The sequence below is a fragment of the Sphingomonas sp. 320_CC genome, from assembly GCF_059691795.1.
Map to the genome: position 1 here is coordinate 136,205 of NZ_JCAWAE010000003.1, position 24,333 is coordinate 160,537.

Annotated in this window: 23 protein-coding genes; 11 read left to right on the plus strand and 12 right to left on the minus strand. The window is 66.5% G+C overall.

Annotated elements, in window-relative coordinates; genetic code table 11:
* Nucleotides 1-22: 22 nt before the first annotated feature.
* Entirely contained in the window at nt 23-1,525 is a 1,503-nt protein-coding gene (locus AC59GX_RS12155; protein ID WP_426281859.1) for a S1C family serine protease, read from the plus strand.
* Here AC59GX_RS12155 and ada read toward each other — a convergent pair.
* The gene (ada, locus tag AC59GX_RS12160; RefSeq protein ID WP_426281662.1) at nt 1,501-2,553 is read right to left on the minus strand and encodes a bifunctional DNA-binding transcriptional regulator/O6-methylguanine-DNA methyltransferase Ada; all 1,053 of its coding nucleotides are present in this window, start codon (nt 2,551-2,553) and stop codon (nt 1,501-1,503) included. The genes AC59GX_RS12155 and ada overlap by 25 nt on opposite strands.
* Nucleotides 2,554-2,666: 113 nt before the next feature.
* Between ada and AC59GX_RS12165 the strand changes: the two genes are divergently transcribed.
* Nucleotides 2,667-3,512 (plus strand): oxidoreductase, encoded by an 846-nt coding sequence (locus AC59GX_RS12165; protein ID WP_426281660.1) that lies wholly within the window; start codon nt 2,667-2,669, stop codon nt 3,510-3,512.
* Nucleotides 3,513-3,778: 266 nt separating this feature from the next.
* Here the strand turns inward: AC59GX_RS12165 and AC59GX_RS12170 are convergent, their stop codons facing one another.
* Nucleotides 3,779-4,456 (minus strand): dienelactone hydrolase family protein, encoded by a 678-nt coding sequence (locus AC59GX_RS12170; protein WP_426281658.1) that lies wholly within the window; start codon nt 4,454-4,456, stop codon nt 3,779-3,781.
* A gap of 332 nt (nt 4,457-4,788) precedes the next feature.
* On the opposite strand from AC59GX_RS12170, the gene AC59GX_RS12175 reads away from it, so the two are divergent.
* From AC59GX_RS12175 to AC59GX_RS12195, 5 genes are all read left to right on the plus strand, one after another.
* Nucleotides 4,789-5,343, plus strand: coding sequence for a F0F1 ATP synthase subunit delta (locus tag AC59GX_RS12175; protein WP_121905252.1), 555 nt, complete (start codon nt 4,789-4,791; stop codon nt 5,341-5,343).
* A 4-nt stretch (nt 5,344-5,347) separates the two neighbouring features.
* Nucleotides 5,348-6,877, plus strand: a complete 1,530-nt coding sequence (atpA, locus tag AC59GX_RS12180) for a F0F1 ATP synthase subunit alpha (RefSeq protein ID WP_055873607.1) — start codon at nt 5,348-5,350, stop codon at nt 6,875-6,877.
* 141 nt (nt 6,878-7,018) lie between these two features.
* The gene (locus AC59GX_RS12185; RefSeq protein ID WP_426281655.1) at nt 7,019-7,912 is read left to right on the plus strand and encodes a F0F1 ATP synthase subunit gamma; all 894 of its coding nucleotides are present in this window, start codon (nt 7,019-7,021) and stop codon (nt 7,910-7,912) included.
* Between the two features lie 17 nt (nt 7,913-7,929).
* Complete coding sequence (gene atpD / locus AC59GX_RS12190; RefSeq protein WP_056488474.1) at nt 7,930-9,411, plus strand: F0F1 ATP synthase subunit beta; 1,482 nt, start codon at nt 7,930-7,932, stop codon at nt 9,409-9,411.
* Nucleotides 9,412-9,527: 116 nt separating this feature from the next.
* Entirely contained in the window at nt 9,528-9,782 is a 255-nt protein-coding gene (locus AC59GX_RS12195) for an ATP synthase F1 subunit epsilon (RefSeq protein ID WP_056488477.1), read from the plus strand.
* Between the two features lie 6 nt (nt 9,783-9,788).
* Here the strand turns inward: AC59GX_RS12195 and AC59GX_RS12200 are convergent, their stop codons facing one another.
* The 3 genes from AC59GX_RS12200 to AC59GX_RS12210 form a co-directional block, all read right to left on the minus strand.
* Entirely contained in the window at nt 9,789-10,865 is a 1,077-nt protein-coding gene (locus AC59GX_RS12200) for an acyltransferase family protein (protein WP_426281652.1), read from the minus strand.
* A gap of 47 nt (nt 10,866-10,912) precedes the next feature.
* Nucleotides 10,913-13,084, minus strand: coding sequence for a primosomal protein N' (locus AC59GX_RS12205; RefSeq protein WP_426281650.1), 2,172 nt, complete (start codon nt 13,082-13,084; stop codon nt 10,913-10,915).
* A 66-nt stretch (nt 13,085-13,150) separates the two neighbouring features.
* Nucleotides 13,151-14,608, minus strand: a complete 1,458-nt coding sequence (locus AC59GX_RS12210) for a sensor domain-containing diguanylate cyclase (RefSeq protein ID WP_426281649.1) — start codon at nt 14,606-14,608, stop codon at nt 13,151-13,153.
* Nucleotides 14,609-14,715: 107 nt separating this feature from the next.
* On the opposite strand from AC59GX_RS12210, the gene AC59GX_RS12215 reads away from it, so the two are divergent.
* The gene (locus AC59GX_RS12215) at nt 14,716-15,591 is read left to right on the plus strand and encodes a tyrosine recombinase XerC (RefSeq protein ID WP_426281858.1); all 876 of its coding nucleotides are present in this window, start codon (nt 14,716-14,718) and stop codon (nt 15,589-15,591) included.
* On the opposite strand, the gene AC59GX_RS12220 is transcribed toward AC59GX_RS12215, so the two are convergent.
* The 4 genes from AC59GX_RS12220 to rsmI form a co-directional block, all read right to left on the minus strand.
* A complete protein-coding gene (locus tag AC59GX_RS12220; RefSeq protein ID WP_093399762.1) occupies nt 15,588-16,187 on the minus strand; it encodes a DedA family protein in 600 nt (199 codons plus the stop codon). The genes AC59GX_RS12215 and AC59GX_RS12220 overlap by 4 nt on opposite strands.
* 197 nt (nt 16,188-16,384) lie before the next feature.
* Complete coding sequence (gene gshB, locus AC59GX_RS12225) at nt 16,385-17,338, minus strand: glutathione synthase (protein WP_426281648.1); 954 nt, start codon at nt 17,336-17,338, stop codon at nt 16,385-16,387.
* Between the two features lie 64 nt (nt 17,339-17,402).
* A complete protein-coding gene (locus tag AC59GX_RS12230) occupies nt 17,403-17,708 on the minus strand; it encodes a YraN family protein (RefSeq protein WP_426281857.1) in 306 nt (101 codons plus the stop codon).
* 141 nt (nt 17,709-17,849) lie between these two features.
* A complete protein-coding gene (rsmI, locus tag AC59GX_RS12235; protein WP_426281646.1) occupies nt 17,850-18,695 on the minus strand; it encodes a 16S rRNA (cytidine(1402)-2'-O)-methyltransferase in 846 nt (281 codons plus the stop codon).
* A gap of 10 nt (nt 18,696-18,705) precedes the next feature.
* Between rsmI and AC59GX_RS12240 the strand changes: the two genes are divergently transcribed.
* The gene (locus AC59GX_RS12240; RefSeq protein ID WP_426281645.1) at nt 18,706-19,908 is read left to right on the plus strand and encodes a penicillin-binding protein activator; all 1,203 of its coding nucleotides are present in this window, start codon (nt 18,706-18,708) and stop codon (nt 19,906-19,908) included.
* Between the two features lie 124 nt (nt 19,909-20,032).
* Here AC59GX_RS12240 and hemW read toward each other — a convergent pair whose 3' ends face one another.
* The gene (gene hemW / locus AC59GX_RS12245; RefSeq protein ID WP_426281644.1) at nt 20,033-21,205 is read right to left on the minus strand and encodes a radical SAM family heme chaperone HemW; all 1,173 of its coding nucleotides are present in this window, start codon (nt 21,203-21,205) and stop codon (nt 20,033-20,035) included.
* Between the two features lie 43 nt (nt 21,206-21,248).
* On the opposite strand from hemW, the gene AC59GX_RS12250 reads away from it, so the two are divergent.
* On the plus strand, nt 21,249-21,806 hold the full coding sequence (locus AC59GX_RS12250) for a CAP domain-containing protein (RefSeq protein WP_056065155.1): 558 nt from the start codon (nt 21,249-21,251) through the stop codon (nt 21,804-21,806).
* A gap of 67 nt (nt 21,807-21,873) precedes the next feature.
* Nucleotides 21,874-22,671, plus strand: a complete 798-nt coding sequence (locus AC59GX_RS12255; RefSeq protein ID WP_497301783.1) for an EAL domain-containing protein — start codon at nt 21,874-21,876, stop codon at nt 22,669-22,671.
* Nucleotides 22,672-22,781: 110 nt separating this feature from the next.
* Here AC59GX_RS12255 and rdgB read toward each other — a convergent pair whose 3' ends face one another.
* Together rdgB and rph are read right to left on the minus strand one after the other, a co-directional pair.
* Entirely contained in the window at nt 22,782-23,417 is a 636-nt protein-coding gene (gene rdgB, locus AC59GX_RS12260) for an RdgB/HAM1 family non-canonical purine NTP pyrophosphatase (RefSeq protein ID WP_426281642.1), read from the minus strand.
* Nucleotides 23,414-24,130 carry a ribonuclease PH gene (rph, locus tag AC59GX_RS12265; protein WP_056055360.1) on the minus strand — a complete coding sequence of 239 codons (717 nt, stop codon included), beginning with the start codon at nt 24,128-24,130 and terminating at the stop codon, nt 23,414-23,416. Before rph ends, rdgB begins: the two co-directional genes overlap by 4 nt.
* Nucleotides 24,131-24,333: the final 203 nt, after the last annotated feature.

The window sequence follows — 24,333 nt, forward strand, 5'->3', positions numbered from 1 at the left end:
CGAACTCCCCGAAGGCAGGCACATGATCCGCCTGCTGCTTCTTCTCGCGCTCACCTTCGGGTTGGCGAGCTCCGCATCTGCGGACGACATCGCCGCCACCGGGCGTGGCGTCGTGCGCGTCGTGACGATCGCGGTGGTCGACGATCAGGTGGTCGGCTTCGGGCACGGCAGCGGCTTTGCGATCGCGCCCAACCGGATCGTCACCAACGCGCACGTCGTCGATCTCGCCGAACGCTACCCCGACAACGTCGTCGTCGGGATCGTCCCGACAGAGGGGAGCAAATCCTATCAGGGCAAGGTGATCGCGTATGATTCGCAGCGTGACTTGGCGCTGATCGAGTTCACCGGCGCGCGCCTGCCGCCGAGCGCGCTCTATACCGGGCCGATGACCGAGGGCGATCCGGTGGTGTCGCTCGGCTTCCCGGGGAACGTCGACTTGGCAACGGCGCGGTCGGCGGCGGACTATATCCGGCCGATGACGCCGGTGCGGTCGGAGGGCGTGCTCTCCGGTCGCCGCGTGCTGAGTAGCGTCGAGGTTCTGCTGCACACGGCGAGTATCGCGCGCGGCAATTCGGGCGGGCCGTTGCTCGATCGATGCGGGCGGGTGATCGGGGTTAACTCGGCGATCACGCGCGGCGAAGAGGGCGATTCGACGTTCGGGTTCGCGATTGCGGATACCGAGCTGGCTGGCTTTCTCCACGATGCGAAACAGCCTTACGCATCGATCGGGACGGGGTGTACCTCGATCGAGGATCGCTTGCGGCAGGACGCCGACGCGGATGCGAAGGCGACCGCCGATGCGGCGTCGGCCAAGCGCGATGCGGCGACGCAGGATGCGATGACTCGCGAGGTCGCACTGGAGAAGGCGCGGACCGAGGCCGGGCGGGCTCGCGAGAACGTCATGGCGCTTGCCGGGCTGCTACTGGTGGCAGGGGCGCTGGTGATCGGAAGTGCAGGGCTGCTCGAATCGCGGGGGCAGCGGCGGCAGGCGGTGTGGGCGCTGGGTATCGGCGGCCTGAGCGTGCTGGTTGCGATTGTCGTGTTCGTGCTGCGCCCGTCGGGTGAGGTCGACGTGCCGCTGTCCGCGCTGCCCAAGACGCGGATATCGACGCCCGATGCGGCGCTCGGCAAGCTGATGTGCACGCTGATCCCGGAGCGCAGCCGGATTACGATCTCGTCCAGCGAGGACGTGCCGATCGACTGGGGCGCGAAGGGGTGTGTGAACGGCAAGACGCAATATGTAGGAGCGAATGGCCGCTGGGACCGCGTGCTGGTGCCCGACGTCGAGCAGACCGTCTCCGTGCTATCGTTCGACCCGGCGACGCGCGTCTATTCGAACACGCGCTATCTGATGTCGGCGGCGGGGATGGAGGCAGCGCGGACCGCGCGCGGCGTCGTGCCGAACGTGTGCAACATGGATGAGGCGGCGTTGAGTCGGCTTGCGGGGCAGCAGGCTGCGGTGCGTGCGGTGTTGCCACCGTTGCCGAACGAGAAGCTGGTCTATTCCTGCAAGTCGGCGCGCTGAGCTTCGGAGGCGAGTAGCGCGCGCTTGCGGTCCAGCCCGTAGGCGTAGCCACCGAGCGCGCCACCGATCCGCTGCGCGCGGTGGCAGGGGATGACGATCGACACTGGATTCTGGCCGCACGCGGTGCCGGCGGCGCGGACTGCGGCAGGACGGCCGGCGAGCGCTGCGAGTTCACTGTAAGTGCGGGTTTCGCCGATCGGGATGGTGCGTAGGGCTTGCCAGATCGCTTCCTGGAACGCGGTGCCTCGGACGTCGAGTGGGAGGTCTTGGTCGCGGTCGGGGGATTCGACGGCCGCGACGACGTGCGCTGCCAGGTCCGCGAGGGCTTCGTCGCCCGGCTCGATCGTGGCGCTGGGGAAGCGGCGGCGGAGTTCGTCCGCGTCTTCGTCGAACGACACGCGGCACAGGCCTTTGTCGGTGGCGGCGACGAACAGGGCGCCGAGGCTCGTGTCGGCGATGGTCCAGCGGATCGTGACGCCTTCGCCGCCGCGCGCCCACGCGCTGGGGGCCATGCCGAGCCGTTTGGCGTCGGCTTCGTAGAAGCGGCTGGGAGCGGAATAGCCGGCGTCATAGATTGCTTCGGTCACGGTCGAGTCCTCCGATAAGGCGTCGCGCGCCCGCCCGGTGCGCAAAGCGCGGGCATAGGCGGCGGGGGTAACGCCGGTGGCGCGCTTGAACAGGCGGTGGAAATGATGCGGCGCGTAGCCGACTCTGGCGGCGACCTCGTCCAGCGCAAGGCGATCTTCGGCGGCTTCGAGCAGTACAATGGCTGCGGCGACGGCGATGCGGTCGCGGCCGACTTCGTCCGGGGTGCAGCGCAGGCATGCGCGAAACCCGGCGGCGCGGGCGCTTGGCGCGTTGGGGTGGAAGGTGACGTTCTCGCGCTTGGGGTGCCGCGCGGGGCAGCTCGGCTTGCAGTAGATGCCGGTGGTCTTCACGCCGACGATAAACCGGCCGTCCCACGCGCGGTCGCGGGCTTCGAACGCGGTCCAGGCGATGTCGTCGTCGAGGGCAGGGGCGGTGGTCATCGCGTGGTTATAGGCCCTGTTGCCGCGCGTGCATCCCGTGGCTTGCGGTCAAAGCGGAGCCAATCGCCGACCCGGCCGTTCTCTTGTGCATACCCCCTAACGAAAGATGTCTCATGGCCTCCGACACGCCCGTCTGGTTCATTTCCGGCTGCTCGACCGGTTTCGGTCGCGAACTCGCCAAGCTCGTGCTCGCGCGCGGTTGGCGTGCGGTGGTGACCGCGCGGGATGCGGATCGCGTCGCCGATCTGGCGGAGGGCGCCGAGGATCGTGTGCTCGCGCTGTCGCTCGACGTGACGGAGCAGGCGCAGATCGACGATGCGGTCGCGCAAGCCAAGGCCAAGTTCGGTCGGATCGACGTGCTCGTGAACAATGCGGGCTACGGCTATCAGGCATCGGTCGAGGAGGGCGTCGAGTCCGAAATCCGTGCGCAGTTCGATGCGAACGTGTTCGGGTTGTTCGCGCTGACGCGGGCGGTGCTGCCGGTGATGCGTGCGCAGAAGAGCGGCAACATCATCAATATTACGTCGGTCGCGGGTCAGGTCGGGTTTCCGGGCTCGGGGTATTATGCCGCGTCGAAGCATGCGGTGGAGGGTTGGTCGGATGCGTTGCTTGCCGAGGTCAAGCCGCTTGGGATCGACGTGACGTGCGTCGAGCCGGGGCCGTTCCGGACGGATTGGGCCGGGCGTTCGCTGAAGCAGACGCCGGTGAAGATCGCGGACTACGCCGATACGGCGGGCAAGCGGCTGGATGGTACTCGGGAGGTTAGCGGGACGCAGGCGGGTGACCCGGTGCGGGCCGGTGAAGCTATGATTGCGCTGACCGAGGATGCGAACCCGCCGCGGCATCTGGTGCTGGGGGCCTGGGGGTATGATGCTGTGACGAAGAAGCTGGCTGAGCGGCTGAAGGAGATTGAGGCGCACAAGGCGGATAGCCTTGGGGCGGATTTTCCGGAGGAATAATCTCGGAGCAGCGCGAGAGAGAGTTGTTTCCCCGCGAAGGCGGGGACCCAGACTGGGCTCCCGCCTTCGCGGGAGAACAAGGGAGCAGAGGTTGGCTTCACGTCTACAGCGCTAGCCTGCGTGAGGCCTTCTACCAAAGCCGCCACCCCGGCGAAGGCCGGGGTCCAATTGGGGGACGTTGCTAACGGAACGCATCCCTCAATTATTGCCACCTTTCCAATTGGGCCCCGGCCTTCGCCGGGGTGGTGCAAATGGGAAGGGGCCGATCAGCCCCCGTTGGCGCGGAACAGGTCCAGCGTCCGCTGTTTCGCCAAATCCGCGCTCGGCTCGTGGTAATCCTTCCGCCGGTCCGAATTGAACCCGTGCCCTGCCTCGTAGACATACACCGTCGCGTTCGGCCAATCCTTGGCGATGACCTGCTCGACCCCCTCCATCGGGATACCATGGTCGTGGCGACCGAAGTGGAGGATCACCGGCACCTTCGGTTCCTCGTCCGCCGCCGCCGGGATCATGCTGCCATAATAGCCGCTCGCCGCCGCGACGCCGGTGAGCTTGGTCGAGGCGAACCACGCGACCGAGCCGCCATAGCAATAGCCGACCACGAACACCGGCCCGGCGGGGGCGAGCGTGTCGATGCAGGTCTGGACGTCCTTCAGCGACAGGTCGAACGGGTGAAGTTGCCGCGCGAGTTCGACGCCGCGCGCTAGGCCTTCGCCGGAATAGTCCGCCTCGAAGCCGGGATGCTCGCGGTCGAACAGCGCGGGGGCCAGGACCTCGTAGCCATCGGCCGCGTACTCGTCGCAGAGGTCGCGGATATGGTCGGTCACGCCGAAGATCTCCTGCACCAGCACGAGGCCGCCGCGGCGCTCGCCGGTCGGCTGCGCGTGATAGACCGCGACGGTCGCGCCGTCGGACATCGTCATCGTTTCCATCGTGCCGGTCATTCTCTCGTCCTCGTCGATTGGTCGTAACGCCTGCCAATACCGTCATTCCCGCGGAGGCGGGAACCCATAGTGGCAGGCCGTGCGGGGAAAGCGCCGATTCCGGGAGATAAGGATCCCCGCCTGCGCGCGGATGACGGAGAGGAGAGGAATCGTGGCCTTTCAACCCCTGATCAATGACAGAACAGTCACAAACCCGTCCCCACGACCTTCCCGCCGGGTTGCCAATCCGCGAACCCGATGCTACCCGCGCCGCGTCCCATGAGAGGTGCTTTCGCGCCCTCTTCCCCTGTGGGACGGCACTATTTCGGTTTCAGGCGAGGATTGACAGGTCCGTGGAGACATCCGGCGGTATTCAAGCGAGCTTAGGCGGGCGTTACGCGCTGGCCCTGTTCGAACTCGCGCGTGACGCGAAGACGATCGACGCGGTCGAGTCGAGCCTGGCGAACGTGCGTGACGCGCTCGCGCAGTCGGAGGACTTCCGCACGCTGACGTCCAGCCCGATGGTGTCGCGTGGCGCGGCCGTGAAGGCTGTCTCAGCGGTCGCCGACGAGCTCGGTGTCGATGCGACCACCAAGAGCTTCCTCGGTGTCCTCGCCGAGAACCACCGGCTCGGCGCGCTGCCGAAGATCATCAAGGCATTCCGGACACTTGCCGCGCAGCATCGCGGCGAGATCGCCGCCGAGGTGACGTCTGCGCATCCGCTGACCGACGAGCAGGTGATCGAGCTAAAGCATCAGCTCCGCCAGCGGGTCGGCCGTGAAGTTTCCGTCGACCTCAGCGTCGACCCATCGTTGCTGGGTGGACTCGTCGTCCGCGTCGGCAGCCAGATGATCGATTCGTCGATCAAGACGCGTCTCAACACTCTCGCGCACGCGATGAAGGGCTAAGCTAATGGATATCCGCGCCGCAGAAATCTCGAAGATCATCAAGGATCAGATCGCCAATTTCGGCACCGAGGCCCAGGTCAGCGAGACCGGCCAGGTGCTGAGCGTCGGTGACGGCATCGCGCGCATCTTTGGCCTCGACAACGTCCAGGCCGGTGAGATGGTCGAATTCTCGAACGGCGTGCAGGGCATGGCGCTCAACCTCGAGGCCGATAACGTCGGCGTCGTGATCTTCGGGAGCGATTCCGAGATCAAGGAAGGCGACATCGTCAAGCGCACCGGCACGATCGTCGACGTGCCGATCGGCAAGGAGCTGCTCGGCCGCGTGGTCGATGGCCTCGGCAACCCGATCGACGGCAAGGGCCCGATCCACACCACCGAGCGCAGCCGCGTCGAAGTGAAGGCGCCGGGCATCATCCCGCGCCAGTCGGTCAGCGAGCCGGTCCAGACCGGGCTCAAGGCGATCGATGCACTCGTTCCCGTCGGCCGCGGCCAGCGCGAGCTGATCATCGGCGATCGCCAGACCGGCAAGTCCGCCGTCGCGATCGACGCGTTCATCAACCAGAAGATCGCCAACGCCGGCGACGACGAGTCGAAGAAGCTGTATTGCGTCTATGTCGCGATCGGCCAGAAGCGCTCGACCGTCGCACAGCTGGTCAAGACGCTCGAAGAGAATGGCGCGATGGAATACACCATCGTCATCGCCGCGACCGCGTCGGACCCCGCACCGCTGCAGTATCTCGCGCCCTACACCGGCGTCGCGATGGGCGAGTATTTCCGCGATCGCGGCATGCACGCGCTGATCTGCTACGACGATCTCTCGAAGCAGGCGGTCGCGTATCGCCAGATGTCGCTGCTGCTGCGTCGCCCTCCCGGCCGTGAGGCGTATCCGGGCGACGTGTTCTATCTCCACAGCCGCCTGCTCGAGCGTGCGGCGAAGATGTCGGACGCGAATGGCGGCGGCTCGCTGACCGCACTGCCGATCATCGAGACGCAGGCGGGCGACGTTTCGGCGTACATCCCGACCAACGTGATCTCGATCACCGACGGCCAGATCTTCCTCGAGACCGACCTGTTCTTCTCGGGCGTGCGCCCGGCGATCAACGTCGGCCTGTCGGTGTCGCGCGTCGGTTCGGCGGCACAGACCAAGGCGATGAAGAAGGTGTCGGGCTCGATCAAGCTCGAGCTGGCGCAGTACCGCGAGATGGCGGCGTTCGCGCAGTTCGGGTCGGATCTCGATGCGTCGACGCAGAAGCTGCTCAACCGTGGTGCGCGACTGACCGAGCTGCTCAAGCAGGCCCAGTTCTCGCCGTTGCCGTTCGAAGAGCAGACGGTGTCGATCTTCGCCGGTACCAGCGGCTATCTCGACAAGGTGCCGGTCGCCGACGTGACCCGCTACGAGCAGGCGCTGCTGGCCGACATGCGTGCGAACCATGCCGACGTGCTGAAGCTGATCCGCGATACCCGCGACCTGGGTAACGAGGCGAAGGACAAGCTGAAGGCAGCGCTCGAAGCGTTCGCGAAGACTTTCGCCTGAGCTGCGTAGAAAACGACATACACACACCGTCACCCCGGACTTGTTCCGGGGTCCACCGTGCCTCAGATCCCGTAGGACTGGTGGAGGAGTGGATGCCGGAACAAGTCCGGCATGACGGTTTAGGGACGGTGACGAACTAGAATGGCATCACTTAAGGCCCTCAAGATCCGCATCGGCTCGGTGAAGTCGACGCAGAAGATCACCAAGGCGATGAAGATGGTCGCCGCTGCGAAGCTGCGCCGTGCGCAGGACGCGGCGGTTGCCGGGCGTCCGTATGCCGAGCGTCTCGAAGCGGTGATGGCGAGCCTGGCGGGGCGCGTCGGCATCGCGCCGGGCGCGTCGCCGCTGCTCGCGGGCACTGGCAAGGACCAGGTCCACCTGATCGTCATCGCGACGTCCGAGCGTGGCCTCGCGGGCGCGTTCAACACCAACATCGTCCGCGCGGCGCGTCGCAAGGCCGAGGAACTGATCGCGGCCGGCAAGACCGTGAAGTTCTATGTCGCCGGCAAGAAGGGGCGCGTGATCAAGCGCTTCTATCCGAACGACATCATCGCCGATCACGAGATGGGGCAGATCAAACGGCTCGCGTTCAGCGACGCGCAGGCCGTGTCCGAGGACCTGATCAAGCGCTTCGGCGAAGGTCAGTTCGACGTTGCGCATCTGTTCTACGCGAAGTTCGTCTCGGCGCTGGTGCAGGTCCCGACCGGCATCCAGATCATCCCGATTCCGCTCTCGGCGATCCCCGGGGCGGAAGCCAAGCCGGGTGCGCCCGCCGAAGCCGTGGTCGAGTATGAGCCCGACGAGGAAGCGATCCTCGCCGATCTCCTGCCGCGCAACGTCGCGATCCAGATTTTCCGCGCGCTGCTCGAAAACGCGGCGTCGGAGCAGGGCTCGCGGATGAACGCGATGGACAACGCCACGCGCAACGCTGGCGACATGATCACGCGCCTCTCGATCCAGTATAACCGTACCCGCCAAGCCGCGATCACGACCGAGCTGGTCGAAATCATCTCGGGCGCCGAAGCGCTCAAGTAAGTCCAAGGAAGCAGACAATGGCAACCGCCCCAGAGACCCTCGGAACCACGCTCGCCCCCAAGGCCACCAACAACACCGGCCGCATCTCGCAGGTCATCGGTGCGGTCGTCGACGTGCATTTCCCCGACAATTTGCCCGCGATTCTGTCGGCGCTCGAAACCGACAATAACGGCAACCGGCTCGTCCTCGAAGTCGCGCAGCATCTCGGCGAGAACACCGTTCGCACGATCGCGATGGACGCAACCGAGGGCCTGACCCGCGGCCAGACCGTCACCGACACCGGCTCGCAGATCCGCGTACCGGTCGGCCCCAAGACGCTCGGCCGCATCCTCAACGTCATCGGCGAGCCGATCGACGAGCGTGGTCCCGTCGGCGCAGAGACGACCGCCCCGATCCATGCCTCGGCGCCGCTGTTCGTCGACCAGTCGACCGAGAGCGCGATCCTGGTCACCGGCATCAAGGTCATCGACCTGCTCGCACCCTATGCGAAGGGCGGCAAGATCGGCCTGTTCGGCGGCGCCGGCGTCGGCAAGACCGTGCTGATCCAGGAACTGATCAACAACATCGCCAAGGGCCATGGCGGCACCTCGGTGTTCGCGGGCGTCGGCGAGCGTACCCGCGAGGGCAACGATTTGTACCACGAGTTCCTCGACGCGGGCGTCATCGCCAAGGATGCCGACGGCAATCCGCAGTCGGAAGGCTCGAAGGTCGCGCTCGTGTTCGGCCAGATGAACGAGCCGCCAGGCGCGCGTGCCCGTGTCGCGCTGTCGGGCCTGACGATCGCAGAGTATTTCCGCGACGTCGAAGGCCAGGACGTGCTGTTCTTCGTCGACAACATCTTCCGCTTCACGCAGGCGGGCGCAGAGGTTTCGGCATTGCTCGGCCGTATCCCGTCGGCGGTGGGCTATCAGCCGACGCTGTCGACCGACATGGGCGCGCTGCAGGAGCGCATCACGTCGACCAACAAGGGCTCGATCACCTCGGTGCAGGCCGTGTACGTTCCCGCAGACGATCTCACCGATCCGGCCCCGGCGACGTCGTTCGCGCATCTCGATGCGACGACCAACCTCAACCGCGCGATCTCGGAGCTGGGCATCTACCCGGCCGTCGATCCGCTCGATTCGACCTCGCGTTTGCTCGAGCCACGCGTCGTCGGCCAGGAGCATTACGACACTGCACGCGCCGTCCAGTCGACGCTGCAGAAGTACAAGTCGCTGCAGGACATCATCGCGATTCTCGGCATGGACGAGCTGAGCGAAGAGGATAAGCTCACCGTCCAGCGTGCGCGGAAGATCCAGAAGTTCCTGAGCCAGCCGTTCCACGTCGCCGAGGTCTTCACCGGCATCAGCGGCAAGTTCGTCCAGCTCGAGGATACGGTCCGGTCGTTCAAGGCCGTGGTCGAGGGCGAGTATGATCACCTCCCCGAGGCGGCGTTCTACATGGTCGGCGGCATCGACGAAGCCGTCGCCAAGGCCGAGAAGATGGCTTCCGAGGCTTAAGCTTAGCTCCCTCCCCTTTAGGGGAGGGTTGGGGTGGGGCCTGACCGCGCGCGTCGCGCCTGCCGCACTCCCCCACCCCGACCCTCCCCTGAAGGGGAGGGAGTGAGAAGATAGACATGCTGCATTTCGAACTCGTCACGCCAGAAAAGCTCGTCCGCTCGGAGGAGGTCTACATGGTCGTCGTCCCCGGCACCGAAGGCGATTTCGGCGTCCTCGAAGGCCACGCCCCCTTCATGTCGACGGTCCGCGACGGCGGTGTCCAGATCTTCCGCACGCAGAATGGCACCCCCGAGATCATCGCGATCAAGGGCGGTTTCGCCGAGGTCAACGCCAAGGGCCTGACCGTCCTCGCCGAACATGCTGGCGAGTAACGCCTGTCAGGCGAGCGCCGGTGCTCGCCCGATCGATACCGACGGCCGACGCTGCAACCGCGCCAGCAGCGGCCGCTCGATCCACCGATGCACCGCCAATCCCAGCATCGTCGATGCGACGATGAACGCCAGCGCGAACAGATAGGGTGACATGGTTGGGGCATAGCCTCCGACCATCCACAGCAGCGCGATCAGGCAGGGATGGGTCAGGTACGTCGAATAGGACGCATCGCCCACGCGCGCGACAATCCGTTCGAACCGTCCGTCCGCCGATGTGTCGATCACCCCGACTACCACCAGTGCCCAGGGAATGCCCCACGTCCAGGTCCGCGCGAGGCCCGAGGTACCGGCAACGGCAACCTCGATCTGAAGCGATAGCGGCACGCCCAGTCCGAAGGCGATCCCGACCACGAGCAGCACGGTCCCGATGACGAGCGCAGGCGTCGCATAGCGTGCGCTGATCCCGCTGCGCCAAGCCATCCACACACCTACGCCGAGCGCAAATTCGAGCAGGAGCGGGTTCAGCAGCAGCCTCAAAGGTGCCCAGCCGGGATGAACGACGCTGCCGATCACCGCCAGCGCCACCGTGAGGGCTAGCAGCATTTCAACACGGCGCTGCGGCGCCCGCATGGCAACCGCCACGATGGCGTAGAACGCGAATTCGAACCCGAGCGTCCAGCCGGGATACAGCGCGGGAACATGGTAGCCCGCTCCGTCGAGAACGGGCAGCACGGTGATCGACATCCACGCCGCCGGCACGGTCAAGGGGTCGTGCATGATCAGCATGTAGACTGCGCTGACGCACGCGAACAACGGTACGATCCGCAACCATCGCTTTGCCAGGAACCGCCACGAATCAGCGTCCGCGGTCGCCAGCGACTGCGCCATGACGAACCCGCTGATGACGAAGAACAGATCGACCCCGCTCGCGCCGAACATCGAGAGATTGGGGACCGACGGTACGAACTTGCCGGTTAGCGCGACCGGCCCGGAATCGATCATGTCGGACGCGTGCATCAGCAACACGAGCGTGGCTGCGAGTGCGCGAAGCCACTGGATGGGTGCGATGCGGGACGGCGTCATCCGGCACGCATACCGGGCCGAGCGTTAAGGCCGCGTTGCCCGCACGATCAGAGGAAATTATACGGGTCGACGTCCACCGTCACGCGCGCTTTGGATGGCCATTCCAGTTTCCCCAGCCAGTCCCGTATGACGTCCTGCACATCCAGCGCGCGCCGCGCATGGACGAGCAGCCGGTAGCGATGCCGGCCGCGCAGCATCGCCAGCGGGGCGGGGGCGGGGCCGTAGACGTGCATGCCGTCGACTTCAGGTGCGCTCCGCCCGACGAGCTTGGCCGTCTCGTGCGCGCAGGACTGGTCCTCCGACGACACCACGATCGCTGCGTACCGACCGAACGGCGGCGCGCCTGCATCCTTTCGCGCGTCCGTTTCCGCGGCGTAGAACGCGTCGGCATCGCCGGTGATGAGCGCCTGCATCACCTGTGCCCCTGGACTATGCGTCTGGATGAACACGTGCCCCGGCTTCTCGCCACGCCCGGCGCGCCCCGACACCTGCCGGATCTGCTGGAACGTGCGCTCCGCCGCCCGCAGATCGCCACCGTCGAGGCCTAGATCCGCATCCACGACGCCGACCAGGGTGAGGTTTGGAAAGTGATACCCCTTCGTCACGAGCTGCGTGCCGACGACGATGTCGATATCACCGGCTTCCATCCGCCCGACGAACTCCGCCGCCTTGGCCGGCGACCAGATCGTGTCGGACGTAACGACGGCCGTCTTCGCCTCTGGGAAGAGCGCCGTCACCTCGTCGGCGATCCGCTCCACACCCGGCCCGCAGGCGACCAGCGTATCCTCGCCCTTGCACTCGGGACACACGCGCGGCGTCGGCTCGGCATGGCCGCAATGGTGGCAGGCGAGGCGGCGCGTGAGGCGGTGCTCGACCATCCAGGCAGTGCAGTTCGGACATTGGAACCGGTGCCCGCACGTCCGGCACAGCGTCAGCGGTGCGTAGCCCCGCCGGTTGAGAAACAGCAGCGACTGCTCGCGCCGTTCCAGCGTCTCCTGCATCGCCTTGACGAGGCGCGGGGCCAGCCAGCGGCCGCGTTCCGGCGGTTCCTTGATCAAGTCGATCGGCTCGATCGTCGGCATCTCCGCCGCGCCGAACCGGCCGGGCAGCTTCAGCTCCGCGTAGCGCCCGGTCGCGACCTGTTGCCGAGTCTCGATCGCCGGTGTTGCGGAGGCGAGGATGACCGGGCACCCCTCGAACTTGCCGCGCATCACCGCCACGTCGCGCGCGTGATAATGCACGCCCTCTTCCTGCTTGAAGCTGGTCTCGTGCGCCTCGTCGACCACGATCAGCCCGAGGTCGTGGTAGGGCAAGAACAGCGCCGACCGCGCGCCGACCGTCACCAGCGCCTCGCCGCTCGCGATCGCGCGCCACGCGCGCCGCCGCTGGGTCGATCGAAGCCCCGAATGCCACGCGATCGGCTCGCAGCCGAAGCGGTCGTGGAAGCGCTTCAGGAAGGGTTCGGTCAGCGCGATCTCGGGGAGCAGGACAAGCGTCTGGCGGCCGTCGCGGATCGCCTGGGCCACCGCCTCGAAATACACCTCGGTCTTCCCCGAGCCCGTAACGCCGTCGAGCAACGTCGGGTGGAACGCGTGCTCTGCGACGCCAGCGACCAGGACATCGGCTGCTGCCCGCTGGTCCTCTGACAAAGTCGGCTCATGATGCTGCGGATCGGGTACGGGGTAGGGGACGTCGATGCTGACCTCGACCGCCTCGATCGCGCCGACCTTCACCAGCCCGCGGATCACCGCGTCGCTGACCTCCGCCAGCGTTGCTAGTTCGCGGATGAGGCCTTGGCGGTCACCGATCCGCTCCAGCGCCTGCTCGCGCTGTGGCGTCAGGCGAGGGGGCACGACCCCGGTAGAACGATACTCGACAGCGGTTCGTGCCCCCTCCAGCGCCGAGGTGGACGCCAGCGTCATCCGCAACACCGACGCCGCGGGCGCGAGGTAATAGTCCGCGGTCCACTCGACCAGTCGCCGTAGCGGCGCTCCCAGCGGCGGTACGTCGGCGACCGCGAGCAGGTTGCGCAACCGGTTGTCGCCGACCTCCGCATCGGATGGCATCCGCTCCGCCTCCCACACCACGCCAAGCAGCTGGCGCGGTCCGAGGGGGGCGACCACGATCGAGCCCGGCTCGACGCTCATGCCGGCGGGCACGCGGTAGTCGAGCGGCCCGAGGGCGGCGTTGAGGATCAGGACACGGGCGCGGGACGACATCGTGTCGGTATATGGGGACAGATCGACTCCGCGTGAACCGCTTACGTCGGGTCGGTCGATGCCGCCTTACGCAGCGTCGCGGTTCGGACGGCGTCGTTCGCCGACACGCGCGCGCTTCGCCTGGTACAGGATCGTATCGGCGCGGTGGATGAAATCGCGCACCGAAAGGCAGTCGCGGTCCAAAGCGGTGATGCCGACCGTGCCCGCGCTGACCATCGCGAGGCCGTTCAGCGCGATCGGAAAGCGTAACGCTTCCTCCAGCCGGGCAGAGATATAGCCAGGGTTCGCGGCCATGCCGGGATCCTCGATCAGGATCGCGAATTCGTCACCACCGACGCGGGCGGCAAAGCTGTTCTTGAGCCAGGGAGCCTTCAGGATCCGGCCGACGCCGCGCAACACGTCGTCGCCCGCGGTATGGCCAAGTGTGTCGTTGATCGCCTTGAACCCGTCGAGATCGACCAGCGCGAGCAACAACGGCGTGCCGTCGGCATGCGACCGCGTCATGGCTGCATCGAGCGTACGATCGAACGCCGCCCGATTGGCGATGCCGGTCAGCGAATCGGTATTCGCCGAGCGTCGCAAATTGACCTCGAGCGCGTGGCGTTCCGTTACGTCCTGGAAGACGCCGACCAACGCTATGGTCTGGCCGTCGACGGTCTCGCACTCGCCGAGCACGCGGACACGGCGCTGTTCACCCTGCGCGTTCTTGAAATCGACTTCGATATCGAACGGCGCACCGGTTTCGATCGTCCGCCGAAGCGATGCGTTCATCTCGTCGCGGGCATGCGGCGGATAGAATTCCATCGCCACCGGCATCTCGGGCAGGTCGCCGATCGGCAGGCCGTGAATGTGATAGACGCCGTCCGACCATTGCAGCTTGTCGTCGGCCAGCGACACGCGCCACGATCCGATCGCCGCCATCCGTTCCGCCTGCCGGAAAACGCGGTCCTGACGGGCCAGCGCAGCCGCTTGGCGATCCGCGGTCGTCGCAATCGCGATGGCCTCGCGTGCAGCGGACCGCGCGGCGATCATCGCCTCTGCCAGGGTCGCCAGATGAGTCAGCGCCTTGCGCCCGGCATCGTTCAGCGAGCGCGGTACAGTATCGACGACGCAGATCGAGCCGATCGCATAATATTCACCGCTCGCGTCGCGCGCATTAACCGGCGCGCCAGCGTAAAACCGAATACCGTCAGGCGGTTGCGTCCGAGGATTGGCCGCGAATCGAAAATCGCTCGACACGTCTTCGATGACCATCGGTTCTTTGCCGAGGATCGTGTAATTGCACATGCCGATTTCGCGGGAGATCTCACCGCGTTCGCCGTCGCTCGCCGCCTTGATCCAGAGCCGATTGCTGTCGACGAGTGTTAGCAAAGCGTTAGGGCAACCCAGCATTTCTGCGGCCAACGCGACCAATGCATCGAATTCAAGCTCGGGTTCGCTATCGAGCAACGCCAAGGCCTGAAGCGCAGCCACGCGCCGTGCTTCGTCTGAAAAGTTGTCTGTGATGAGATCGACAGGCGACATGAAACTCGAATATAGCGGCTGGGTTAATTTTCTTTGCCTGTTCGGGGCGTTACTGTCCACACATGCCCACCGATAAAGACCAGACGCTGGAAATTCTGCCGCCGTCGATGCTCTGGGCGGAGCACCTCGAGCGCGATCGTCGGCGATCGGTCCACACGATCCGGGCTTATCGGGCGTCGGCCGAACGGCTGACGGCGTTCCTGGTCGGACATTGGGGGGAGCGGATCACGCGCGGGGCGCTCGCACGAGTAACCGCGACAGACCTGCGAGCGTATTTGGCGCAACGCCGAGAAGCCGGGTTGGGTAACGCGTCGGCGGCGCGGGAATTGTCCGCGGTGCGCGGGTTTCTCGCCTGGGCGAACGAAGGCGCGGAGCAGCCGCGTATGCGGGGGCCGCGCGTGAAGGCGGGCGTGCCGCGACCGATCTCGCCGGCCGAGGTGGTCGCGTTGGCGGAGGAGGTGGCGGACGATGCGGCCGAGCCGTGGATCAGCGCGCGCGACTGGGCGGTGTTGATGCTGCTGTACGGCGCAGGCTTGCGAATCGGCGAGGCGTTGACGCTGCGGGGCGATATCCTGCCGCTCGGCGAGACGATCCGGGTGACGGGCAAGCGCGCCAAGACGCGCGTCGTGCCCTTGTTACCGCAGGTTCGTACGGCGATCGAAGCGTATGTCGCGCAGACGCCGTGGCCGGTTACGCGCGGCGAACCGCTGTTCCGCGGGGCGAAGGGCGGGGCGTTGTCGCCGGTGATGATCCGCCGGGCGGTGCAGTCAGCGAGGGCGCGGCTGGGACTGGGCGATCGGACGACGCCGCATGCTCTGCGCCATAGTTTCGCGACTCATCTGCTGGGGCGGGGGGCGGACCTGCGCGCGCTACAGGAGTTGCTCGGCCATGCGAGCCTGAGTTCGACGCAGGTCTACACGCAGGTCGATGCCGCGCATTTGATGGACGTCTATCGCAACGCCCACCCGCATGGCGGCGTCTAGCCCTTCGGCTTCCAGGTCAGCACGCGCCAGCCATAACCGATGATGATGACGACGAACGTCGCCACCGCGACCGGTCCGACATAGCGATCGAGTTCTTCGAAATGCGAGCCGAGCAGGATGCCGGCATAGGTGAGCACGGTGTTCCAGATCGCGCTGCCCGCCGCGGTCCAGATCACGAACTGCCAGATCGGCATGCGCGTCATTCCCGCGGGGAGCGAGATGACGGTGCGGAAGGTCGGCATGAACCGGAACACGAAAATTACCCAGCCGCCGCGCTTCATGAAGAACCGGTGGATCTTCTCGACGTCCGACCATTCCATCGTCAGCCAGCGGCCGTTGCGCTCGATGAACGGACGGAAACGCTCGTAGCCGATGTTGCGGCCGATATAATACCAGAAGTAATTGCCGACGACCGAGCCCGCGGTGCCCCAGGCGATCAGCGGCACGACGCTCATGTCGCCGCGCGCGACGGCCATGCCACCGAGGCCCATGATCACCTCGGACGGCACCGGGGGCACGATATTCTCGAGCGCCATCAACAGGAAGATACCGAAATATCCGCCCCAGGCGATGAGATCGAGGATGAATTCAGTCATGGGTATCACATACTGCCGGTATGCCGGATGTGTTCCGGCATCCACCGTTCCGCATGATCGATCACCGACAATAGTTGAATGACCGTCTGCACTTCCTTGTTCTCCCGCGAAGGCGGGAGCCCAGTCTGGGTCCCCGCCTTCGCGGGGAAACAAGCTTCCCCTGTTTCAGGGGGTAAGTGCCGAACAGATTCGGACGGTTACCGCGCCGCGACCTTCGCCTCGATCGCATCCCAGATCATGGCGGCCAGATCCGTTCCATCGAAGTTCGAGATCGCGACGATCCCGGTCGGGGAGGTCACGTTGATCTCCGTCAGCCATGTGCCGCCGATCACGTCGATCCCGACGAACAACAGCCCGCGCTTCTTCAGTTCCGGCCCGAGTACCGCGCAGATCTCGCGCTCCTTGTCGGTCAGCACCGACTTCTCCGCCGAGCCGCCGACCGCGAGGTTCGAGCGGATCTCGCCTTCGCCCGGCAGGCGGTTGATCGCGCCCGCGACTTCGCCGTCGATCAGCACGATGCGCTTGTCGCCCTTGGCCACGTCGGGGAGGAACGCCTGGACCATGTGCGGCTCGCGCCACGTCATGTTGAAGACCTCCATCAGCGCCGACAGGTTCGCGCCGTCCGACTCGACCTTGAAGATCGCCTTGCCGCCATTGCCGTGCAGCGGCTTGATGACGATCGCGCCGTGCTCGGCGAGGAATTTCCGCGCCTCGTCGAGCGAGCGGGTGACGAGCGTCGGCGGCATGAACTGCGGGTAATCGAGGACGAACACCTTCTCGGGCGCGTTCCGCACCTGCGCGGGATCGTTCACGACCAGCGTCTTGTCGGCGATCCGCTCGAGCAGGTGCGTCGCGGTGATGTAGCCGAGGTCGAACGGGGGATCCTGGCGCATGAGAACGACGTCCGCCTCGTCGCCGAGGTCGAGGTTCACGGGCTCGCCGACGCTGAAGTGATCGCCGACGACGCGCTGCACGGTGACGGGATGCGCCTTCGCCCAGACCCGGCCGTCGCGGTAGTTCAGATCCTCGGCCGAGTAATGGAAGAGCGTGTGCCCGCGGTCCTGCGCAGACAACATCAGCGCGAAGGTCGAATCGCCGGCGATGTTGATGCTGTCGAGCGGGTCCATCTGGACGGCGACGGTGAGGCTCATGCGTCTTCCTTCTGTTCGGTCGAGCGCATGTAGGCGCGGGCGGGCGCGAAGTCACCGGGCGGCGTCACCCGATCCAGGCATTCTCGATATGGCGCGGGCGGGTGCCGGGGGCGAGCAGGATGACGTCGACGCGGATGTCGTCGCCGGGTCCGGCGTAGCGCGGCATCAGATACTCCGCGGCTGCTGCGACGCGGGCGAGGCGGCGCTCGTCGATCGCGAAGTCGAGTTCGGCGGCGGTCGCGCGGGTTTTCACTTCGACGAAGGCAACGAGGTTGCCTTTGCGGGCGACGAGGTCGACCTCGCCGGCGGGCGTGCGGACTCGGCGATCGAGGATGCTCCAGCCCTTGAGGCGGAGCCACCACCCTGCCATCCGCTCGCCGCGACGGCCGGTCGCCTCCGCAGCCTTTCGGTCGTGTGTCCCCTTCCGCTTGCGGGAGGGGCTAGGGGAGGGCGGGGGCGGCACGTCTATGGCATGCCCTCCCCCGACCCCTCCCGCAAGCGGGAGGGGAGATCAGGGCTTGGGCTTCAATTCCAGCGCCCGAGCATACAGCGCCTTGCGGTCGAGCCCGAGCTTCTTGGCCACCTCGCTCGCAGCTTGCCCGGTCGACAGGCGCGTCAACGCCTCCACCAGCGCAGCATCGCCATCCTCCGCACTCGCTGGCGGCGCCTCCCCCGGCGGCGCGACGACGATCACGATCTCCCCCCGCGGCGGCGCATCCGCATAACGCGCGGCGAGCGTCGAGAGTGTCCCCGTCACCGCCTCCTCGAACTTCTTGCTGATCTCGCGCGTCACCGCCGCCTCTCGGTCGCCGAGACCTTCGAGCAGCGTCGCCAAACACGCCCCCAGCCGCGGCCCCGACTCATACATCACCAGAGTCGCGCGGATCGTGGCCACCTCCGCGATCGCCTCCGCCCGCGCGTGCATCTTCGACGGCAGGAACCCCACGAACAAGAACCGGTCGGTCGGCAGCCCCGCCAGCGTAAGCGCCGCCACGGCCGCGCACGGCCCCGGGATCGTCACCACCAGATGCCCCGCCGCGCGTGCATCACGCACCAGCTTGAACCCCGGATCCGAGATCAGCGGCGTCCCCGCGTCCGACACCAGCGCCACCGCCTGCGTCGCCATACGCGCGATCAGCGCCGGGCGCACGCCTTCCGCGCTGTGATCGTGATACGGCACCATCGGCGTCTTCGTGCCGATGTGGCGGAGCAGACCGGCGGTGACGCGGCTGTCCTCGACCGCGATCACGTCCGCGCGGCGGAGGATGTCGGCGGCGCGCGGCGACAGATCGCCAAGATTGCCGATCGGGGTCGCGACGATGTAGAGGCCGGGATCGAGAAGAGTTTCAGGGTTCATGGGGACGGTCATGGCAGACGCGACGACGATAGGGCAATCCGCACGTACTGCAGGGCGATGGGCGACCCTTGTCGCGGCGTGCCTGCTCGGCGCGTGCCAGACAATCGTCCCGCGTGGTCCAGTCGAGCCGACGCAGCAGCGCCCGACCACGCGTCCCGTCGATCGCCCCGAGATCGGCGTCGAGACCGGCATCCCGCGCGATGCCGAGCGTAACCGGGTCGCGCTGCTCGTGCCGCTGTCGGGCAGCAATGCCGGCGTTGGCACCTCTATCGCCAACGCGACGATGCTCGCGCTGCTCGATACGCAGAACCAGCGCGTCCGGATTACCAACTACGACACCGCGACCGGTGCCGCCGCTGCCGCGCAGCGCGCGATCGCCGAGGGCGCTCAGCTGATCCTCGGGCCGCTGCTCGCCGACGACGTCCGTGCGGTCGCGCCGATTGCGCGCGCCGCGAACATCCCGGTGCTGAGCTTCTCCAACGATCTCGGCGTGGCGGGCAGCGGCACGTACCTGATGGGCTATGTCCCGACCCAGTCGATCGCGCGCGTCGTCGATTTCGCCAAGGAGCGCGGCGTCAGCAACTTCGCCGGCCTCGTCCCCAACGGCCTGTACGGCGAGCGTGCGTCCACCGCGTTCCTTCGCGCAGTCGAAGGCGCGGGCGGTCAGGTCGTCTCGCTCCAGACCTACGCGCGGGGCCCCGGCGGTATCTCAGGCGCAGTTACGCGGCTTGCGGCGAAGGCCCCCTATGACGCGGTCCTGATCGCCGATGGCGGCGCCAACGCAGCCTCCGCGGCCGCGATGGTCAAGCGTGGCAGCGGCGCTTCGACGCGTATCCTAGGCACCGAACTCTGGAATTCGGACACCGCGATCGCCGCCAAGGCAGCGCTCAACGGCGCCTGGTATGCGAGCGTTTCGGACACGCTGTACCGCCAATATGCCGCCAAATACCGCGCGCGGTTCGGGGCAGGGCCATACCGTCTGTCGAGCCTTGGTTATGATTCGGTGCTGCTGACGGTCCGCATCGCGCGCGACTGGAAGCCCGGTACGCCGTTCCCGGTCAACCGCCTGCGCGACGGCGATGGCTTCGCCGGCATCGATGGGGCGTTCCGCTTCGGCAAGGACAGCGTCGCCGAGCGCGCGCTCGAGGTTAAGGAAATCCGCGGCGGCACGACCACGGTGGTCTCGCCCGCACCGGCCGGGTTCGGGAAGTAAGCTTCCCCCTCCCTGAAAGGGAGGGGTAGGGGGTGGGTCGGTATGGGGCGGGCGCACCGATAGCCAACTGGCCGACCCACCCCTAACCCCTCCCTTCCAGGGAGGGGGATGATCGAAGATCAGCCTACGCGGTGACGATTTCCGGCAGGATCGCGTCGAGTAGGAGCGCCCCCGCTTCGGTAACCCGCAATCGGCCCGGGGAGTGCACGATCAGCCCCAGCTCCTCCAGCTGAGCCACCGCCGCCAGATCCACCGGCACCACGCCCGCGTTCAACGCCGTGATCCGCTCCAGATCGACGCCTTCCGCCAACCGCAACCCCATCAGCAAAGCCTCGGTCGCGCGGGTCGAGGGCGTCAGCGGGTCCTCCACCTCCATTCCGTGGCCGTTACGCTCGATCGCCGCCAGCCAGTTCTCCGGCTTCTTCCGCCGCACCGTCGCCAGCCCGCCGCGTCGCCCATGCGCCCCCGGCCCGATCCCAGCATAATCCTGGTACCGCCAGTAAGCGAGGTTGTGGCGGCTCTCCGACCCCGGCCGCGCATGGTTCGACGTCTCGTATGCGGGAAGACCCGCCGCGGCGGTATCCGCACGCGTCGCCTCGAACAGATCGGCGGCCGAATCGCCATCCGGGATCACGATCCGCCCCGCCAGCGCCTCGGTCGCGAACCGTGTGCCGGCTTCGATCGTCAGCTGATACAGTGAGAGATGTTCCGTCCCCAGGCTCAACGCGCGCGCCAGTTCTGCGCGCCAATCGTTGAGCCGTTGGCCGGGAAGCGCATAGATCAGGTCGAAACTGACGCGCGGAAACACGCTCTGCGCGGTTGCCAGTGCGGCTTGTCCCTCGTTCACGTCATGCGAACGCCCCAAAAATTTCAGCGCCTGATCGTCGAGCGATTGCAGCCCCAGCGACACCCGGTTCACCCCGGCACGCGCCAGATCCGCAAACCGCGCCGCCTCCACCGAAGACGGATTCGCCTCCAGCGTGATCTCGATCCCTTCGGCGAATCCCCAGGCCTTCTCCGCCGCATCCAGCACCGCCGCGACCGTCGACGGCGGCATCAGCGACGGCGTGCCGCCCCCGAAGAAGATCGACTGCAACTTGCGCCCCGGCAATACCCGCGCCTCATGCGCAAGGTCGGTGAGCAGCGCCTCCCGCCACGCTGCCTGGTCCACCTCCTCGCGGACGTGGCTGTTGAAGTCGCAATACGGGCATTTCGACACGCAGAACGGCCAGTGGACGTACAGCGCGAGGTCGCCGGGGGAATCGGACCGGGGGCTTGGTGTTTCGAAGACGGGCATTATCTCGCGCATATGGTCGCACGGGGCGGCCGAAGGAAGCGCAATGACGGCACGGATGGGTTTGGCGATCGCCGGGGCGCTGTTGATGGCAGGCTGCGCGCAGGGCCCCGAGCGTGTCGTCGAGCGTCGCGATACGATGGCGCCGGCACCGCGCGGTGCGAGCCTGCTCAAGACCGCGATGATGGACGGCCACAATGCCGCGCGCGCCGCCGTCGGCGTGGCGCCGCTCACCTGGAGCGATACGCTGGCGACCACCGCGCGCGCCTATGCCGAGGAACTCGCGCGCACCGGCAAATTCGCGCACGCGCCGCAACCCCAGGGCATGTCGCGCGAAGGCGAGAATTTGTGGACCGGCACGCGCTATGCCTATGCGTATACCGAGATGATGGGGCACTGGGTCGCCGAGAAGCGCGATTTCATCAACCAGCCGACCCCCGGGTTCAGCCGCACCGGCAAGTTCGAGGACGTCGCGCACTATACGCAGATCGTCTGGCGCGGCTCGACGCAGGTCGGCTGCGCGATGGCGAGCAACAAGACCGACGACTATCTGGTGTGCCGCTACTCGCCCCCCGGCAACGTCTTCGGCGAGCGCGCTTATTGATCTGGAGCAAGCGGTTAGACCCAAATTGGTGGCACTTTCTTAAGCGGTCGTCGCTTAATCTGGTCGAATGATACCAGTATCCAAACCCGATGGCGCTCGGCCAACTGGCTGCGTCGGATGCCGAGACGGCGCCGGCCTGTCCTTCGCCTTCTCGATGGCGTTCCAGCCGATCGTCGACGTCGAGACCGAGACCGTCTTCGCCTACGAAGCGCTCGTGCGCGGTCCCGAAGGCCAGTCGGCGGCGAGCGTGCTGGCTCAGGTCGATGCCAAGAATCTCTACGCGTTCGACCAGCAATGCCGGGTGCGCGCGATCGAGGCGTCGGTGAAGGCCGGGCTGCTAGACACGCCCGCGCGGCTGTCGATCAACTTCCTCCCGAACGCTGTCTATTCGCCGGCAGCGTGCATCCAGTTGACGCTCAAGACGGCGGCGGCAGTCGGCATGCCGACCGACCGCCTTATCTTCGAGTTCACCGAGAACGAGGAGATGCTCGACCCCGCGCATGTCGCGAACATCATCGCGACGTATCAGAAGATGGGGTTCGGTACCGCGCTCGACGATTTCGGTGCAGGGCATGCCGGGCTCAACCTGCTCGCGCGGTTCCAGCCGGGCATCATCAAGCTCGACATGGAGCTGATCCGCGACATCGACACGAGCCTGCCGCGGCGGATGATCGTCGAGGGGATGCTGCGGATGTGCACGGCGCTGGGAATCACGGTGATCGCCGAGGGGGTCGAGACGCGTGGCGAGTTCGAGGCGCTGCGTGGTCTCGGCGTGCGGTATATCCAGGGGTATCTGCTGGCAAAACCCGCGTTCGAAGCGCTGCCTGCGGTGATATGGCCGGAGAAGCAGGCGATCGCGGTTTAGACAGGGTCGGTCCCTGCTGTTCTCCCGCGAAGGCGGGAGCCCAGGGTCAAGAGCGTGACATTCGTGGCTCCTGGACCCCCGCTTTCGCGGGGGAACGGGAAGTAAGTCTCTCAGAACACTGCCGCTTCCAGCAACTTGAACGCCTCGTTCCGATGACTGATCGCGTTCTTCGTCTCGTGCGGGAGTTCGGCATAGGTCTGGTCGTAGCCCAGCGGCACGAACACGGGGTCATACCCGAACCCGACATCCCCACGCGGCGGCCAGACGAGCGTCCCCTCGGCACGCCCCTCGAACCATTCGACATGACCATCGGGCCAAGCCAGTGCCAGCACACTGACGAAATGGGCGCCGCGGCCCACGTCGGGGCCTTTGGCAACGATCGCGTCCTCGACCTTCTGCATCGCCATCACCCAGTCGCGACCGTTCGGCGTCTCAGCCCAATCCGCCGTGTAGACGCCCGGATCGCCGTTCAGCGCGTCGACGCACAGCCCGCTATCGTCCGCGAGCGCGGGATAGCCCGACAGATCGGCGGCAGAGCGTGCCTTCAGCTCGGCGTTCGCAAAGAAGGTCGTGCCCGTCTCGACGGGTTCCGGCAGATCGAGCTCGGCGGCGGAGACGACTTCGAGTCCCCGGCCTTCCAACAACGCCGCAATCTCGCGAACCTTGCCCTTGTTGTGGCTGGCAATGACCAGCTTGCCTGGCTGGAGCTTGCGGATCGCCTGCGGTTCCTTGCCTTCGCCGCTCACTTGGCCACGGCTTTCGCCTGCGCCGCGAAGATATCCGTGCAGCCGATCCGCGCGAGACGCAGCAGGCGGAGCAGCGCCTCCTCGTCATACGTCGCGCCCTCCGCAGTCGCCTGCGCCTCGGCGATGTTGCCGTTTTCGAGCAGCACGAAGTTCGCATCCGCATCCGCGCCCGAATCCTCGATATAGTCGAGGTCGAGCACCGGATTGCCCTGGTAGATCCCGCAGCTGATCGCCGCGACCTTCTGCGTCAGCGGGTCGGCGGTCAGCTTGCCGCTCGCCAGCAGGCCATCGATGGCGAGTCGAAGCGCGACCCAGCCGCCCGAGATCGACGCGGTGCGCGTGCCGCCATCCGCCTGGATCACGTCGCAGTCGATCACGATCTGGCGCTCGCCGAGCAGCTTCAGGTCGACCACCGCGCGAAGGCTACGGCCGATCAGTCGCTGAATTTCCTGCGTGCGGCCCGACTGCTTGCCCTTGGCGGCCTCGCGGTTGTTGCGCGTGTTGGTGGCGCGTGGGAGCATGCCGTATTCGGCGGTCACCCAGCCTTCGCCCTTGCCGCGCATGAACGGCGGCACCTTCTCCTCGACGCTGGCGGTGACGAGCACCTTGGTATCGCCGAAGCCGATCAGGACGGAGCCCTCGGCATGCTTGGTGAAGCGCGGCTCGATCGTGATCGCACGCATCTGGTCTGGGGCGCGGCCGGATGGGCGCATAGTCTTATCCTAACGGGAGTGAGTGGTTGCCCGCTGCCTAGCCTTTCGTTTGGTCGCTCGCCAGCCCAACCACCGCCGTCATCCTGACGAAAGTCAGGACCCAGAGCCACGCAGGACACCGTTCGGTTACCCTGGGTCCTGACTTTCGTCAGGATGACGGGTGGATAGGTGCATTCCTCTTTGTACGCCCGTCGATCAGCCCT

Bases quoted from the DNA above. Each gene is read 5' to 3' on its own strand.
- AC59GX_RS12155 (WP_426281859.1), top strand. From the start codon at position 23: ATGATCCGCCTGCTGCTTCTTCTCGCGCTCACCTTCGGGTTGGCGAGC.
- ada (WP_426281662.1), bottom strand. From the start codon at position 2,553: ATGACCACCGCCCCTGCCCTCGACGACGACATCGCCTGGACCGCGTTC.
- AC59GX_RS12165 (WP_426281660.1), top strand. From the start codon at position 2,667: ATGGCCTCCGACACGCCCGTCTGGTTCATTTCCGGCTGCTCGACCGGT.
- AC59GX_RS12170 (WP_426281658.1), bottom strand. From the start codon at position 4,456: ATGACCGGCACGATGGAAACGATGACGATGTCCGACGGCGCGACCGTC.
- atpA (WP_055873607.1), top strand. From the start codon at position 5,348: ATGGATATCCGCGCCGCAGAAATCTCGAAGATCATCAAGGATCAGATC.
- AC59GX_RS12185 (WP_426281655.1), top strand. From the start codon at position 7,019: ATGGCATCACTTAAGGCCCTCAAGATCCGCATCGGCTCGGTGAAGTCG.
- atpD (WP_056488474.1), top strand. From the start codon at position 7,930: ATGGCAACCGCCCCAGAGACCCTCGGAACCACGCTCGCCCCCAAGGCC.
- AC59GX_RS12195 (WP_056488477.1), top strand. From the start codon at position 9,528: ATGCTGCATTTCGAACTCGTCACGCCAGAAAAGCTCGTCCGCTCGGAG.
- AC59GX_RS12200 (WP_426281652.1), bottom strand. From the start codon at position 10,865: ATGACGCCGTCCCGCATCGCACCCATCCAGTGGCTTCGCGCACTCGCA.
- AC59GX_RS12205 (WP_426281650.1), bottom strand. From the start codon at position 13,084: ATGTCGTCCCGCGCCCGTGTCCTGATCCTCAACGCCGCCCTCGGGCCG.
- AC59GX_RS12210 (WP_426281649.1), bottom strand. From the start codon at position 14,608: ATGTCGCCTGTCGATCTCATCACAGACAACTTTTCAGACGAAGCACGG.
- AC59GX_RS12215 (WP_426281858.1), top strand. From the start codon at position 14,716: ATGCTCTGGGCGGAGCACCTCGAGCGCGATCGTCGGCGATCGGTCCAC.
- AC59GX_RS12220 (WP_093399762.1), bottom strand. From the start codon at position 16,187: ATGACTGAATTCATCCTCGATCTCATCGCCTGGGGCGGATATTTCGGT.
- gshB (WP_426281648.1), bottom strand. From the start codon at position 17,338: ATGAGCCTCACCGTCGCCGTCCAGATGGACCCGCTCGACAGCATCAAC.
- AC59GX_RS12230 (WP_426281857.1), bottom strand. From the start codon at position 17,708: ATGGCAGGGTGGTGGCTCCGCCTCAAGGGCTGGAGCATCCTCGATCGC.
- rsmI (WP_426281646.1), bottom strand. From the start codon at position 18,695: ATGAACCCTGAAACTCTTCTCGATCCCGGCCTCTACATCGTCGCGACC.
- AC59GX_RS12240 (WP_426281645.1), top strand. From the start codon at position 18,706: ATGGCAGACGCGACGACGATAGGGCAATCCGCACGTACTGCAGGGCGA.
- hemW (WP_426281644.1), bottom strand. From the start codon at position 21,205: ATGCCCGTCTTCGAAACACCAAGCCCCCGGTCCGATTCCCCCGGCGAC.
- AC59GX_RS12250 (WP_056065155.1), top strand. From the start codon at position 21,249: ATGACGGCACGGATGGGTTTGGCGATCGCCGGGGCGCTGTTGATGGCA.
- AC59GX_RS12255 (WP_497301783.1), top strand. From the start codon at position 21,874: ATGATACCAGTATCCAAACCCGATGGCGCTCGGCCAACTGGCTGCGTC.
- rph (WP_056055360.1), bottom strand. From the start codon at position 24,130: ATGCGCCCATCCGGCCGCGCCCCAGACCAGATGCGTGCGATCACGATC.